Source organism: Dysgonomonas gadei ATCC BAA-286, assembly GCF_000213555.1.
Lineage (GTDB): Bacteria > Bacteroidota > Bacteroidia > Bacteroidales > Dysgonomonadaceae > Dysgonomonas > Dysgonomonas gadei.
Window position 1 is genome coordinate 131,764 of sequence record NZ_GL891980.1, and the last position, 14,733, is coordinate 146,496.

The 14,733-nt window shown below is 41.2% G+C and carries 10 protein-coding genes; 7 read left to right on the forward strand and 3 right to left on the reverse strand.

Annotated elements, in window-relative coordinates; genetic code table 11:
- The first annotated feature begins 184 nt into the window (after positions 1 to 184).
- The 3 genes from HMPREF9455_RS04475 to HMPREF9455_RS04485 all read left to right on the forward strand — a co-directional run bounded on the left by HMPREF9455_RS04475 (position 185) and on the right by HMPREF9455_RS04485 (position 4,319).
- Positions 185 to 2,695 carry a TonB-dependent receptor gene (locus tag HMPREF9455_RS04475; protein WP_006798417.1) on the forward strand — a complete coding sequence of 837 codons (2,511 nt, stop codon included), beginning with the start codon at positions 185 to 187 and terminating at the stop codon, positions 2,693 to 2,695.
- A gap of 181 nt (positions 2,696 to 2,876) precedes the next feature.
- Positions 2,877 to 3,662, forward strand: a complete 786-nt coding sequence (locus HMPREF9455_RS20955; protein ID WP_169312436.1) for an IclR family transcriptional regulator — start codon at positions 2,877 to 2,879, stop codon at positions 3,660 to 3,662.
- A 9-nt stretch (positions 3,663 to 3,671) separates the two neighbouring features.
- The gene (locus tag HMPREF9455_RS04485; protein WP_006798419.1) at positions 3,672 to 4,319 is read left to right on the forward strand and encodes a DUF1349 domain-containing protein; all 648 of its coding nucleotides are present in this window, start codon (positions 3,672 to 3,674) and stop codon (positions 4,317 to 4,319) included.
- A gap of 33 nt (positions 4,320 to 4,352) precedes the next feature.
- Here HMPREF9455_RS04485 and dprA read toward each other — a convergent pair whose 3' ends face one another.
- The 3 genes from dprA to HMPREF9455_RS04500 form a co-directional block, all read right to left on the reverse strand.
- Positions 4,353 to 5,474 (reverse strand): DNA-processing protein DprA, encoded by a 1,122-nt coding sequence (gene dprA, locus HMPREF9455_RS04490; protein ID WP_006798420.1) that lies wholly within the window; start codon positions 5,472 to 5,474, stop codon positions 4,353 to 4,355.
- Entirely contained in the window at positions 5,475 to 6,146 is a 672-nt protein-coding gene (locus HMPREF9455_RS04495; RefSeq protein WP_006798421.1) for an ABC transporter ATP-binding protein, read from the reverse strand. It lies immediately after the preceding gene.
- A gap of 106 nt (positions 6,147 to 6,252) precedes the next feature.
- On the reverse strand, positions 6,253 to 7,572 hold the full coding sequence (locus tag HMPREF9455_RS04500) for a UDP-glucose dehydrogenase family protein (RefSeq protein WP_006798422.1): 1,320 nt from the start codon (positions 7,570 to 7,572) through the stop codon (positions 6,253 to 6,255).
- A 667-nt stretch (positions 7,573 to 8,239) separates the two neighbouring features.
- On the opposite strand from HMPREF9455_RS04500, the gene rluF reads away from it, so the two are divergent.
- The 4 genes from rluF (at position 8,240) to purL (ending at position 14,692) form a co-directional block, all read left to right on the forward strand.
- Positions 8,240 to 9,268, forward strand: coding sequence for a 23S rRNA pseudouridine(2604) synthase RluF (gene rluF / locus HMPREF9455_RS04505; RefSeq protein WP_006798423.1), 1,029 nt, complete (start codon positions 8,240 to 8,242; stop codon positions 9,266 to 9,268).
- 408 nt (positions 9,269 to 9,676) lie between these two features.
- Positions 9,677 to 10,180: an RNA polymerase sigma factor gene (locus HMPREF9455_RS04510; RefSeq protein ID WP_006798424.1), complete on the forward strand. Its 504-nt coding sequence runs from the start codon at positions 9,677 to 9,679 to the stop codon at positions 10,178 to 10,180.
- A complete protein-coding gene (locus HMPREF9455_RS04515) occupies positions 10,170 to 10,778 on the forward strand; it encodes a hypothetical protein (RefSeq protein ID WP_006798425.1) in 609 nt (202 codons plus the stop codon). Before HMPREF9455_RS04510 ends, HMPREF9455_RS04515 begins: the two co-directional genes overlap by 11 nt.
- Before the next feature lie 221 nt (positions 10,779 to 10,999).
- Positions 11,000 to 14,692 (forward strand): phosphoribosylformylglycinamidine synthase, encoded by a 3,693-nt coding sequence (purL, locus tag HMPREF9455_RS04520; RefSeq protein WP_006798426.1) that lies wholly within the window; start codon positions 11,000 to 11,002, stop codon positions 14,690 to 14,692.
- Positions 14,693 to 14,733 lie beyond the last annotated feature (41 nt).

Below are 14,733 nucleotides of genomic sequence, written 5' to 3' on the forward strand. Positions count from 1 at the left end.
TGTTTACAGGCGCTTTTTTTATATAACAAATGCATTATTTTGTTAAAAAGAATAAAATAAATCGACACTTAGTGATAAAAATATAATTATTACGACAAATTCGTAGAAGGTGGATCGATAAGTAAAATCAATTTATATCTTAGCCATCCCAAATTGAACTAAAAAAACATATAAAAATTTCTTTATGAAAATCCGTATCCTGTTAATCGTCCTGTTTATTACAGGTTTTTCATCTATGTCGGCACAGACCAGTACCCCGGCTGCCAATATCGTAAATGTTCTTGTGAAAGGACAGCTGGTAGATTCTCTGACAAATGAGACAGTGCCTTATGCCACAATTAAAATAACAGACAAAGGAGCCACTCCTCAATTGCTAAAAGCTGTAGCAAGTGACGACAACGGTAAGTTTCAGCTGACTATGAACAAAAAAGGCGAGTACCTTTTCACTGCCGAATTTATCGGAAAAAAAACGGTTACAAAAACAATTGAAATTGGAAATGCAAAAACACTCGATCTCGGCACAATCCTTATGCCTGATGATGCCCAGGCTCTGTCGGAAGTGGTCATATCGGCTCAGAAACCGCTGGTGAAAGTAGATTTGGACAAAATCACGTACAGTATGGAAGATGATCCCGAGTCTAAAACCAACAACGTATTGGATATGTTGAAAAAAGTACCCATGGTAACTGTCGATGGAGAAGAAAACATACAGCTCAAAGGCTCCTCTAATTATAAAATATACCTCAACGGCAAACCATCGAATATGATAACAAGCAATCCGAAAGATGTATTGCGCAGCATGCCGGCGAGTTCTATAAAGGATATAGAGGTCATTACCGACCCGGGAGCAAAGTATGATGCGGAAGGTGTTGCAGGGATTATTAATATTATAACCCAGAAAAATACATCGATGGGTGGCTATACCGCTACATTAAACGGACGTGTAGATGATCTGGGCGGATTCGGAGGCGGCCTTTATTTGCAAATGAAATATGGAAAACTAGGATTTACAGGTGGATATAATTATTATGAGTATAAACGTCCATGGGGAAGTTCAAACTCATTTACTGAAGATTACACGAGCACCAATAACAAATATCTGTATCAGGATGGAGCATCAAAAAATAATGGAAACGGCCAGTACGGAAACGGTGAAATAAGCTTTGAACTGGACACTCTCAATCTTATCAATGTAGGCTTCAACCGATATTATGGAAACGGCAAATCCCAATCGGAGCAAGTCGTGGAAATGCTGAATAAAGATCGTGATTCACAATATAAATATAACAACGACAGTCATTCGAAGCAAAACTATGGAGGCACCGATGTCAATGTCGATTATCAACGTACATTTAGCAAGAAAGATCAATTACTGACCGCATCTTACAGGTTCAGCCTCAGTCCTAATGATCAGGAATCAAACAGCGATATAAATCTCTTAAGCGGGACAAAACCAGCTACAGCTGTCACTAACCGCCAATATACCGATGCCGATATGAAAGAACATACTTTCCAGGTAGACTTTGTCACACCATTCGGTAAGATACACAATCTTGAAGCAGGTGCTAAATACATCATCCGGCTCAATCAGAGCAACAGCGGCTATGATATCCTTAATGGATCAGGTCAATGGGTAAATGTACCACAAATCTATGACGAATTCAGGCACGAACAGGATATCCTTGCTGCTTATGGTGGATATAGCGCTAAATTCCAGAAATGGGGCGTTAAAACAGGTCTAAGATACGAAGCCACTTGGTTGGACGCAAAGTTCCCCCAAAAAGACGATATGGACTTCAAAGTCGATTACTCCAATCTGGTTCCGTCTGCAACCCTTACATACCAAATAAAACCGGCTCAGAATATCCGCTTCGGATATAATATGCGCATACAGCGTCCGGGAATTTATCAACTGAATCCTTATGTGAATACAACGAACCCCAATTATATCCAGCAGGGTAATCCGGGACTGGATGCTGTAAAGAATCATAACTTCAGTTTAAATTTCGGTTCATTTAGCCAAAAGTTAAATTTCAATGCAAATCTGTCTTATGATTTCGAAGACAATGGCATTGAAAATATTACTACACGCGAAGATGGAGTTTCTACAACAACCTATGAAAATATAGGCGAACGAAAAAATCTTGGTTTGTCGGCTTATGTAAACTGGAGTCCTAATGACAAGATCCGTATATACAGTAACATGTCGGGAAGATATGTGGATATAAAATCTAACAGGACCTCCATTCTCAATGAAAAAACAAGCAACAACGGCTTTGCCGGTAATATATTCGCCGGAGGGCAATACTCATTTCCTCAAAATTTTAAAGCATATTTAAACACCGGATTTTTCAGCCGTCAAATAAACCTGCAAGGTGAAGGCCCGTCTTTCTTCTTTCATAGCATCTCCTTCTCGAAAGGATTTATGCAAGATAGATTGCAATTCCGTGCCTATGCACAAAATCCATTTAAGAAAGACAATGAGTTCAAAACCAAAACCATCACAGATACATTCCATACAGAGTCAATAATGAAGGGCAGGATGCGCCAATTCGGTATTTCTGTTTCGTTCCGCTTCGGAGAGATGAAAGCCCAGATAAAGAAAGCTCAGCGAAGCATCAATAATGATGATAATATGGGTGGCGGACAAGGTAATCAAGGTACTCAAGGCGGACAAGGTGGCGGACAGAATTAGCCGGCATCTTAATAATATATGGGAGGCTTTTCAATAATTGAAAAGCCTCTTTTTGTTTTATATCAAATCAAAAACCGATTTTTCATTTGTAATAAAAATAATAAATATTACATTTATACACAAACAGAGACTATATACACATATAGAAATAAAGAGCAATATGATTCATAAATATGAACTTATGGTTGAAAATAGAGATAGAACGAATATATCGATGATTACCAAAGCGATGGAGTTGCTGGAATCCCTATCGAAGTACCCTAAAGGATTGACCCTGCAGGAGATAGTAGGCATACTCGATTATCCCAAATCATCAATATACAAAATAGCGACTAATCTTCTCGATCTGGGTTATGTAGGCCGTGAACCGGACAGCCTTCGTTATTTTCTGTCTCACAAATTGCTATTGCTTGGCCTGACCGCTGTCAGCAGTTACGACATTATAGAAAAATCGGAAGAATATATGAAACGGTTGCGAGACAAGGTGGGCGAATCGGTAATGATAGGGACGCTTGTAGATACAGAAGTCGTTCTGATTAAACAAGTACAAGGTAACCTCGATTTCGTATTTACCCTACAACAGGGAATGCGGTTTAATCTACATTCGACTGCTCCGGGTAAAGTCCTGTTAGCTTTTATGCCTGAGAAAGACCAAAGAGAGAAACTTTCAGAAATCCATTTCGAAGCACATAACGAGTATACCATCACGGAGAAAGGCCTATTAAAGAAGGAACTCGACAGAATTGTTACAGACGGATATGCCCTTGACCTGAACGAAACAGTAAAAGGAGTACATTGTATTGCCGCACCCATCTTCGACGAACGGGGCAATGCAATCGCCTGCATATGGACATCAGGCCCGGCAGGGCGGCTATCCGAAGACAAAGTCAGAAGTGTAGGTTTGCAGACTCGTAATGCAGGGTTGGAAATATCCCAAAACATCGGCTATAAACATAAATTAAAATAAAATAATAAGATGAAAAAAGTTATCATTTGCCTTCTGGCAATTGCCTCAGTTCAGTCAGCAATGGCTCAAAGCCTCGAAAAGATGCAATGGTTCAACGAACCCGAAAAATGGGAAATAAAAAATAATACATTAAGTATGTTTGTTACTCCGCAAAGCGATTACTGGCGTATCTCGCATTATGGCTTCACAGTAGATGACGCACCTTTTTACTATGCAACCTATGGCGGTGAATTCGAGGTGAAAGTAAAAATCACAGGCGACTATAAAGCCCGCTTCGACCAGATGGGGCTAATGCTTCGTATAGACCATGAAAATTACATAAAAGCAGGTGTGGAATTTGTTGATGGGAAGTTTAACCTGAGTACGGTTGTTACTCACAAAACAAGCGACTGGAGCGTTATAGCATTGGATAATACGCCTTCATTTGTCTGGATCAAAGCCGTAAGAAGACTCGATGCCGTGGAAGTATTCTATTCCTTCGATGACAAAACTTATACAATGATGCGCAATGCCCATCTACAGGATAATATCCCCGTTATGGTGGGGCTAATGGCGGCATGCCCGGATGGAAAGGGCTTCGATGCTAAATTCGAAAATTTCAAGGTTACTCATTTGCCGGATCAACGGCGTTTGCAATGGCTAAAGAACAATCAATAACAAAATGGGGCGATAATATCCGCCCTTTTTTATTTAGGCAAGAGCATACATATTGCCCGGAAGGTTCTTTATCAGCCCTTTCATTTCCAACTCCAGAAGAGTGGTAAACAATTGATATGCCGGGATATTCAGCTCTCTGGCCAGCTGATCTATATGTAGCGAATCTATTGTGCCCAGCTTATCTGTAATGATCTTCTCTTCGTCTGTAAGAACGACAAACAGGTTTTGCTGACGCGGCATTTTCTTCTTTTTCTGCGACGCATCGTCCCAACCCATTTGCTGAAGGAAATATTCTGTCGACTGGAACAAATCCGCTTTATGAGAGGCTATCAGTTTATTGCATCCGCGCGAATACCTGTCCGACATCCGGCCGGGTACAGCGAATATATCTTTACAGTACGAGCCTGCAATCTCAGCAGTTATCAGTGAGCCTCCTTTTTCGTCCGATTCCACAACCACAACAGCATCTGCCATGCCTGCCACAATACGGTTCCGGCGAACAAAGTTATAGCGGTCAGGATCGGTCTTGCTCGGAAAATCGGAAAGTAACCCTCCTTTTTCTAACATCTCTATCGCAGTTTGCCTATGTACAGCCGGATAAATCATATCCAAGCCATGGGCCAGCACTCCCACCGTGGACAGGTTATATTTGAGAGCAGCTCTGTGGGCATGTATATCTATTCCATAAGCAAGCCCGCTAACAATAAGTGTATCGGGTAACACTGCGGATATCTTTTCTAAAAATGCATCACAAAAGCTGTTGCCATAATTCGTTGAATTGCGGGTACCGACAATACTTATTATCTTGTCCGCATTAAAATCAGCTTTCCCTCTGAAATAAAAGAGTACCGGAGCATCGGCACAATCTTTCAGACGGTGGGGATAATCTTTATCACTGATAAAGTAGGTAGAAATACCATTCTTTTCTACAAACTCAAGTTCTTTCTCTGCCCTATTCAATACTTCCGGATTTAATATCTCTCCAACAAGTTTGGGCGAAAGTCCCTGAATACTTAATAGCGATTTCCTGCCCGACCTGAATATTGCTTCTTCATTACCTGTCACCTGCAGCAGATTACGCGCGGTAATATCGCCCACCCCTAATATCCGGGTAAGGGCGATCTGATAAAGACGCTTATCAGCAGATATACTCATTTATAAAAATTCAGGCTGGTTTTCCAATATCATACCATCCTTCATATGGATGGTGCGGTCAGTTATAGAGGCCAGATGCTCGTCATGCGTTACAATAACAAAAGTCTGACCAAGCGTATCACGTAGTTTGAAAAACAGTTGGTGCAACTCGTCTTTATTTTCAGAATCAAGACTGCCTGAAGGCTCATCCGCAAGTATCACAGCCGGATTATTTATCAGCGCACGCGCAACGGCCACCCGCTGCTTTTCCCCTCCCGACAACTCATTAGGCTTATGTTCCATACGGAGCGATAATCCAAGCATATCCAGAAGTTCTTTCGCTTTGGCTTTGGACTGCGATTCCTTCACTCTTCCTATAAGAGCCGGGATCATTACATTTTCCAATGCTGTAAATTCCGGCAATAGCTGATGGAATTGAAATACAAATCCGATATTTTTGTTACGGAAATCCGAAAGGCGAGAATCATTCAGTCTGCTCAGATTCTCATTATTAATATAAACAGTTCCGCTATCAGCCTTATCCAGCGTCCCCATAATTTGCAGAAGAGTGGTTTTACCCGCACCACTGGCACCCACTATAGATATTATCTCCCCTTTTTCTACACGGAGGTCTATTCCTTTCAATACTTTGAGAGAACCAAAGCTTTTGGTAATTCCTTCTACTGCAATCATTTTATTATCAATTAGCAAATTCGAAAATTAGCAGATTAGCAAATTAAATAACAGAGTTTTAGGGCTCATTTGCTAATTTTCAAATCTGCTAATCTGCCAATTAAAATTAGATACCTATTCCGAAATAATCGAAACCTGCATCATTCATCTCTTGTTTATTATAGATATTACGCCCGTCAAAAACGACAGGTTTATTCATTGTTTTCTTAATCACTTCCCATGTTGGCAGACGGAATTCATTCCATTCTGTCACCATCAGTATAGCATCAGCATCGAGGGTCGCATCGTAAATATCTTTCGCATACACTACTGTATCTCCCAAATGGTGCTTTCTTGCTTCTTCCATTGCTACCGGGTCATAAACACGTACTTTCGCTCCGGCTTTTATCACTTTTTCTATTAGCACCAGAGCAGGAGCCTCACGCATATCATCGGTCTTCGGTTTGAAAGCCAATCCCCATACAGCAATGGTTTTTCCTTTGATATCGCCATTGTAATATTTCATTAGCTTATCAAAAAGGATGTTTTTCTGGCGTTCATTTACATTTTCCACTGCCTCAAGTATCTCCATTTTATACCCGAGTTTGTTTGCTGTTTTTATAATCGCTTTCACATCCTTAGGAAAGCAACTGCCCCCGTATCCGCAACCGGAATACAGAAATTTAGAACCAATACGGGCATCCGAACCGATCCCTTTACGCACCATATTTACATCTGCTCCTACAATTTCACACAGATTTGCTATATCGTTCATAAAGCTGATACGTGTAGCAAGCATAGCATTCGCTGCATATTTAATCATCTCGGCAGATGGAATATCTGTATAGATAATACGGTAGTTATTCAGTGTAAATGGTTTATATAGTTTTTCCATCAGTTTTTGAGCTTCTCCCGATTCTACACCCACAACTACACGGTCGGGCTGCATAAAGTCTGTAATAGCAGCTCCTTCTTTCAGAAATTCAGGATTGGAAGCCACATCGAACTTCAAGTCAGATAAACCTCTTTTGTCCAGTTCTTCCTGTATAGTCTTTTTTACCAATTTGGCTGTTCCTACAGGCACAGTACTTTTGGTGACAATCACCATGTATTTATTTAGGTTTTGTCCTACTGTACGGGCAACTTCAAGCACATACTTGAGGTCTGCACTACCATCTTCATCCGGAGGTGTACCCACAGCTGAAAACACAATATTAACATCGTTAAGGACTGCACTCAGGTCGGTAGTAAAATGTAAACGTCCTGCTTTATGATTACGTTCCACCATTTCATCCAGTCCTGGTTCAAAGATCGGTATGACACCATTCTTCAGATTTTCAATCTTCTTTTGGTCAATATCGACACAATAAACTTCTGTACCCATCTCTGCAAAACAAGTCCCCGTAACAAGACCCACATACCCCGTACCAACTATTGCTATTTTCATTAATGATAAATTTTATTTTTGCGTTTTATAAATACTTGTGATAATATATAAACTTAACAGGTTTGATTTTCTGGCACAAAGATAATATATTTTTAGTAAATACGTACGCATAAGCATTAATGTGCAAATCCAATTAAAAAATCTTAGACATTATCAGATTAGAAAACATCTCTCCTCACAGCTTTCAATATAACAAGCTAATTACCAATCACTTTCATTAAAACAATAAAAAAAAGGTAACAAAGGTTACAGTTTTTATGTCTTTTGTAGAAGTGAAACACCTTTCACCCGCTGATCATTGCCGTCGAAAAATATTTCGCCCCTACAGTTTCCCCAAAAGGTAACAAAGGTTACACAGAAAACAATTAATAATTAGTTTTTCACTCTCCCTATAGCCTCCCACTCGGAGAGGTTGGAGGGCTTAAAAGGTTACACTTGTTCTATTTATTGCTTTTTACCCTCATTGTAAGTCCCCCTTGGAGGATTAAGCGGGCTAATCAATACTTCAAAGAACTATTCTCTAATAGTTAATAACTATCAGCCACCGATATAGATAAAGTTTTCCAACACTAATTCTCTTTATCAATGAATATTCCAACAAAAGAAATAAACGAAACAAATTAATTATCTTTGCACAAAATCATCTCCGACATCACTTATACTAAAAATGGAATATAGATTAAATAAATATATCAGCAACTCCGGATTCTGCTCCCGGCGCGAGGCCGACCGCTTCATCGAAGAAGGCCGTGTGACTATCAATGGCAAACGCGCCCAAGTAGGAATGCGTGTTCTTCCGGGACAAAAAGTAAAAGTAAACGGAGAACTTATCGTAAATAAAATCGAGCCGGTATACATCGCTTTCAATAAACCGGTAGGTATTGTCAGCACTACCGATCCGCAGGAAAGAGATAACATTATCAATTTCATCCGGCACGAACAACGGATATTTCCTATCGGACGACTTGATAAAGATTCTCAGGGGTTAATTCTGTTAACCAATGATGGCGATATTGTAAATAAAATATTGCGTGCAGGGAACAATCACAAAAAAGATTACCTTGTAAAAGTGAACCGTCCTATTACCAAAGACTTCCTTACACGCATGGCACAGGGTGTTCCCATACTGGACCGCGTTACCCGCCGATGCGAAATAGTAGAGATAAACCCCTACATGTTCCGCATATCGCTTATACAGGGGCTAAACAGGCAGATCAGACGTATGTGCGAATATTTCGATTATGAAGTACTCAAGCTGGAACGCATACAGATAATGAATATCAAACTCGGCGATCTGGGACAGGGTAACTGGCGCAACCTGACACCGACTGAACTGGAAGGACTTTTCGATATGCTGGAAAACTCAGAAAAAACTCAGATGTCTAAGGCGCCGAGCAATAAAGCTTTTAACAAAGCCCTTGAAGAGTTTGATATAAAAACGGACTATAGAAAAGCCAGTATTGCTGCAAAGTACGGAAAGAAGGACAAGACAGACAAGCCGGGCAGCACAAATAGTAAATCTTCAAATACCGCTGCACCATCCTCTGACGAAAATGAACACAAGGCAAAACCGAAACGAAAAGGTAAACCTGCCAGCGGACTACGCGTAGGCAAACAAAAAGTAGCTGCGAACAAACCAAAAGGAGGTCCGAAACCGAAAGCGAAAAATCAATCTAAAAAGAAACCTCTGAAATAGGATTTTCAATTCTTAGAAGCTGTTTGAGTTATATTGCCTGCCTGTTTTGAGCTGATTTAAGATAGATTTTTAGCCTTTTTATCGCAGATTTAGCGGGCTAAACCAAGAGAAAAAGGTTAAAAAGATGCTTAAAGCAGCCAAACAGAGGCTGGTAAAGGTTGTTAAAAGTTTGTTTTTATTTATTCCGGTATAATTCAAACAGCTTCTTATTTTTCACTGAGTCTGAATTCTAAATCTCCGCTAAATAAAACCCTTTTTAATTTGGCAGAGATTTAGAATTCAGTTTTTTTTTGTGAACCCTGGACGGATAAAAAAGAAATCGATAATAATATTCAACACAAATATTGTATTTTTTGTAATAAATCCCTGTCGAGTCCGACTATATAGTAACATCGAATATTTTAAGTAATGGAATCACTCAAAAAAGATTTCCTTGAAATTCTTTCCAACTATCAGGGAATCATACACAAAATTTGTCTTGTGTATTTCCGTACAGAGACCGACAGGCAGGATAACTTCCAAGAGGTCGTTTATCAGCTATGGCGATCTTTTCCCAAGTTGGAAGACAAAAGAAAGATAGGTTCGTGGATGTACAATATAGCCATCAACACCTCTATCTCAAAGATACGTACCGACAGCCGCTTTATCGCACAGGAGTCTTTTCCGGATTCGCAACAGGGGCTCGACCCTCACAAGGGAATGGATAAAAAAGAGGATATGGAAATATTACTCGAAGCTATTCACCGGCTCAACGACCTCGACAAATCGCTGATGCTGCTCTATCTCGAAGAACGCAGTTATGAAGAGATTGCCGAAATACTCGGCATATCGAAGTCGAATGTAGGGACACGGATAAACAGGGCAAAGAATGAATTGAAAATCCAATTAAATAGATTAAGTCATGGAAGATAGTACATTAAAAGATTTCTGGAAATCAGAAATAGACAACAAAGTAAGCAATTATACAAAAGATGAACTAAACGAAATATTATTGGCCAAGGCCAGAACTTCGATACGCAAATTCTACCCTCTCGATACCCTGCCATTTATAGCGGTGGCATTTTTGCTGTATTTGGTATTATCGGCCGTAAGCCGTTTACATGATCCTCTTTTTGTAATAGGCAATACGATCCTTGCAGTCTCAATGATTGCGACATATATATTTAAGATTATATCGTTCTCTAAAATGAACAGATACGCCCCCGATCAACCGTTGAAAGCATGGCTCAAATATAGAATAGACGTTTTGGAGAAATCGTCATATTCATTATCGAATCAGTTTGTTCCTCCGGTCGTTTTCATACTTACGCTCATTTCTGTCAATGTATATATAGCAAACAAGCCTTATATGGAATTCCTTCTGTCTCCCGAATTCTTTACAGCCCTGCTCGTGGGAACTTTTGTCGGGGTGCCTGTGGCTTATCTCATAGCCCGAAAAAACAGGAATAATCGGATAAAGAATCTGTATAACCTCAGAAAATTATATCAGCAAATAAACTGGGAGAAATAAAAAATAGCATCAAAATCCAAGAGCCTGTTTGAATTTTATATATATAAAGTTTAAACAGGCTCCAAAAGCAATATAGTTTTCTTTGTCATGTACTAAAATAAATCTGTTCGGAAATTTAAAATTAATGACCGTTCACCATCCATATTTTTATTATTTTATAATTCTTTTCACTACCTTTGTATGCCTATTAAAAAGTCAATTTATTAACTTGAAATAAAAATATGGTTTCCTTCTTTCAAACCCCTTCCAAGAACATCATTGCTGTTCAAACAAACTCAAGTCTTAACGCCGATTTTATCCAACGCCTCACATGGGCATTCAGTGGTGCGATCTTGCTCGAAGCAGAAAATGTTCCGGGCTTTTTTGTTGGTCCCCGCCGCGAAATGATTACACCATGGAGTACAAATGCAGTGGAAATCACGCAGAATATGGGTATCGACGGAATCATCCGTATCGAGGAATTTTTTCCGGTAGATACAAACGATGCAAAACACGACCCGATGCTTCAACGCATCTATGACGGGCTTAATCAGGAAGTATTCAATATTTACAAGCAACCTGAACCGATCATCGAAATAGATGATATAGAAGCATACAATAAGCAGGAAGGCCTTGCCCTTAGCGAAGATGAAATAGAATATCTGAACGAAGTAAGCAAAAGACTGAACAGGAAACTGACCGACAGCGAAGTATTCGGATTCTCACAGGTAAATTCGGAACATTGCCGCCACAAGATTTTCAACGGTACATTTATCATCGACGGAGAAGAGAAAGAAAGTTCGCTTTTCAAATTAATAAAGAAAACATCGCAGGTAAACCCCAACAAGCTGGTATCCGCATACAAAGATAATGTAGCTTTCAGCCAGGGACCTGAAATAGAACAATTTGCACCGGAAAAAGGAGAAGAGCCAAGTTTTTATCAGAAAAAAACAATCAAATCCGTGATCTCACTGAAAGCCGAAACCCATAACTTCCCTACTACCGTAGAGCCGTTCAATGGTGCTGCTACTGGTTCGGGAGGTGAGATCCGTGACCGTCTGGGCGGAGGAAAGGCATCCCTGCCAATCGCGGGAACCGCCGTATATATGACATCCTACCCCCGTACAAAAGCAGGAAAAACTTGGGAAGAAACTATGCCGGAACGCCCTTGGCTATACCAGACACCGGAAGAAATACTTATAAAAGCATCGAACGGGGCATCCGATTTCGGAAACAAATTCGGACAACCGCTTATCTGCGGCTCCTTGCTTACATTCGAGCATCAGGAAAACCAGAAGAAATTTGCATACGATAAAGTAATCATGCTTGCCGGAGGTGTCGGCTTTGCGAACAAGCGCGACGCGCTGAAAGGCGAACCGAAACCCGGCGAAAAAGTGGTCATCCTCGGAGGAGACAATTACCGTATTGGTATGGGCGGAGGCGCTGTATCGTCAGTTGACACAGGACAATACTCAAGCGGTATAGAACTGAACGCTGTACAACGCGCCAATCCCGAAATGCAGAAACGTACCGCAAATGTGATACGTGCATTGGCAGAATCGGATAATAATCCGGTTGTCTCTATTCACGACCACGGCGCAGGAGGACATCTGAACTGTCTTTCGGAGCTTGTAGAAGCTACCGGAGGAAAAATAGACATATCCAAACTTCCTATCGGCGACCCTACCCTTTCGTCAAAAGAAATTGTAGGAAATGAGAGTCAGGAGCGTATGGGCTTACTTATCCCTGCCGACGCTGCCGACAGGATTAAACGTATTGCGGAACGCGAACGTTCTCCGATGTATGTCGTAGGTGAAACTACAAACGACATGAAGTTTGTTTTCGAACAGGCTGACGGCAAACGTCCTATCGACCTCAAACTGGAAGACTTCTTCGGAAAAGCGCCTAAGACAATCATGCGCGACGAGACAATCGACGAAGTTTATGCAAATCCTGAATATGATCTATCCAAACTGGAAGAATATATAAAGAACGTGCTCCAACTGGAAGCCGTTGCCTGCAAAGACTGGCTGACAAATAAAGTTGACCGCTCGGTTACAGGCAAGGTTGCACGCCAACAGACACAGGGGGAAATTCAGTTGCCATTGAGTGACCTTGGCGCCGTAGCCCTCGATTATAAAGGAAAGGCTGGTATTGCGACATCTATCGGCCATGCACCACAGGCTGCTATGGTAGACCCGGCTGCAGGTTCCGTGCTGGCAATAGCCGAATCGTTGACAAACATTATCTTCGCGCCTATCGAGGATGGACTGAAAGGTATTTCATTAAGTGCAAACTGGATGTGGCCTTGTAAGAATCCGGGAGAAGACGCAAGATTATACAAAGCCGTAGAGGCATGTTCGGAATTTGCCTGCGAACTGGGAATAAACATTCCTACAGGTAAAGACTCTCTGTCGATGACACAGAAATATGGAGATGACAAAGTATATTCACCGGGTACGGTAATTATATCAGCTGCGGGTGAAGTGAAAAATATCCGCAAGATTGTATCTCCGGTATTGGCATATATCAAAGGTACTTACCTTTATTACATCGATTTTTCTTTCGACACCTTCAAACTTGGAGGTTCCGCTTTTGCTCAGACAATGAGCAAACTGGGTGAAGAAGTGCCGACCGTGAAAGACCCTGAATATTTCAAGAATGCATTCAATGCAGTGCAGGAACTGATAGACAGAGGTCTGGTACTTGCCGGACACGATATATCTGCCGGAGGACTTGTTACAGCCATGCTGGAAATGTGTTTTGCCAATCCGCAGGGAGGACTCGAAGCCCGCCTTGACAAACTGCACCATGCAGACCTGATTAAAGTATTATTCTCTGAAAATCCGGGCATCCTCATTCAGGTGAAGCATCACCATCTGGTAGAAAAAATACTGGACGATTACGGTATCGGCTTCGCCATCGTTGCCCGCCCGATAGAAGAGCGTAAGTTTGTTATCCAAAAAGATACTTTCAGTCAGGAATTCAATATAGACGAACTGCGTGATACCTGGTACGAACCATCATATCTACTCGACAGGAAACAAAGTACCGAAAAACTGGCGTTGCAACGTTTCGAAAACTATAAGAAACAACCACTTCAATTCAAGTTCAACCCTTCGTTTACAGGTAAATTCGCTCAATACGGTATCGACCCTAACAGGACTGCCCCAACAGGGCTGAAAGCCGCCGTTATACGTGAGAAAGGTACAAACAGCGAACGTGAAATGGCTTATTCCCTGCATCTTGCCGGCTTTGACGTAAGGGATGTGCATATGACTGACCTTGCTTCGGGACGTGAAACGCTGGAAGACATCAATCTGATAGTATTTTGCGGAGGATTTTCCAACTCGGATGTACTTGGTTCGGCAAAAGGATGGGCCGGTAGCTTCATCTACAACGATAGAGCAAAAGAGACCCTTCGTAAATATTACGAACGCAAAGATACACTGAGCCTCGGAGTATGTAACGGTTGCCAGCTAATGATGGAACTCGACCTCATTTATCCGGAACATGACAAACACCCGAAAATGGAACACAATACATCCCATAAATTCGAATCGACTTATGTGAGCGTAGAAATTCCGCAAAACAACTCTGTCATGTTAGGTTCACTATCAGGCAGCACACTTGGTATATGGTCAGTACATGGTGAAGGACGTTTTGCGATGCCGAAGGCCGAATCCGAATATAACGTAGTAGCCAAATATATCTACAGTGAATATCCGGGAAATCCAAACGGTTCCGATTATAATATAACAGGTGTTGTTTCGAAAGACGGACGCCATCTGGTAATGATGCCTCACCTTGAGCGTTCTCTGTTCCCTTGGCAATGTGGACACCATCCTTTCGAACATCGGAAAGATGACTTTACCCCTTGGATGGAGGCATTTGTAAATGCAAGGGAGTGGGTGAAGAAAGTGAAAAGTGAATGAGCCCCCTAAATCCCCCACCTTGCAATGAGAGTATAAGCTAA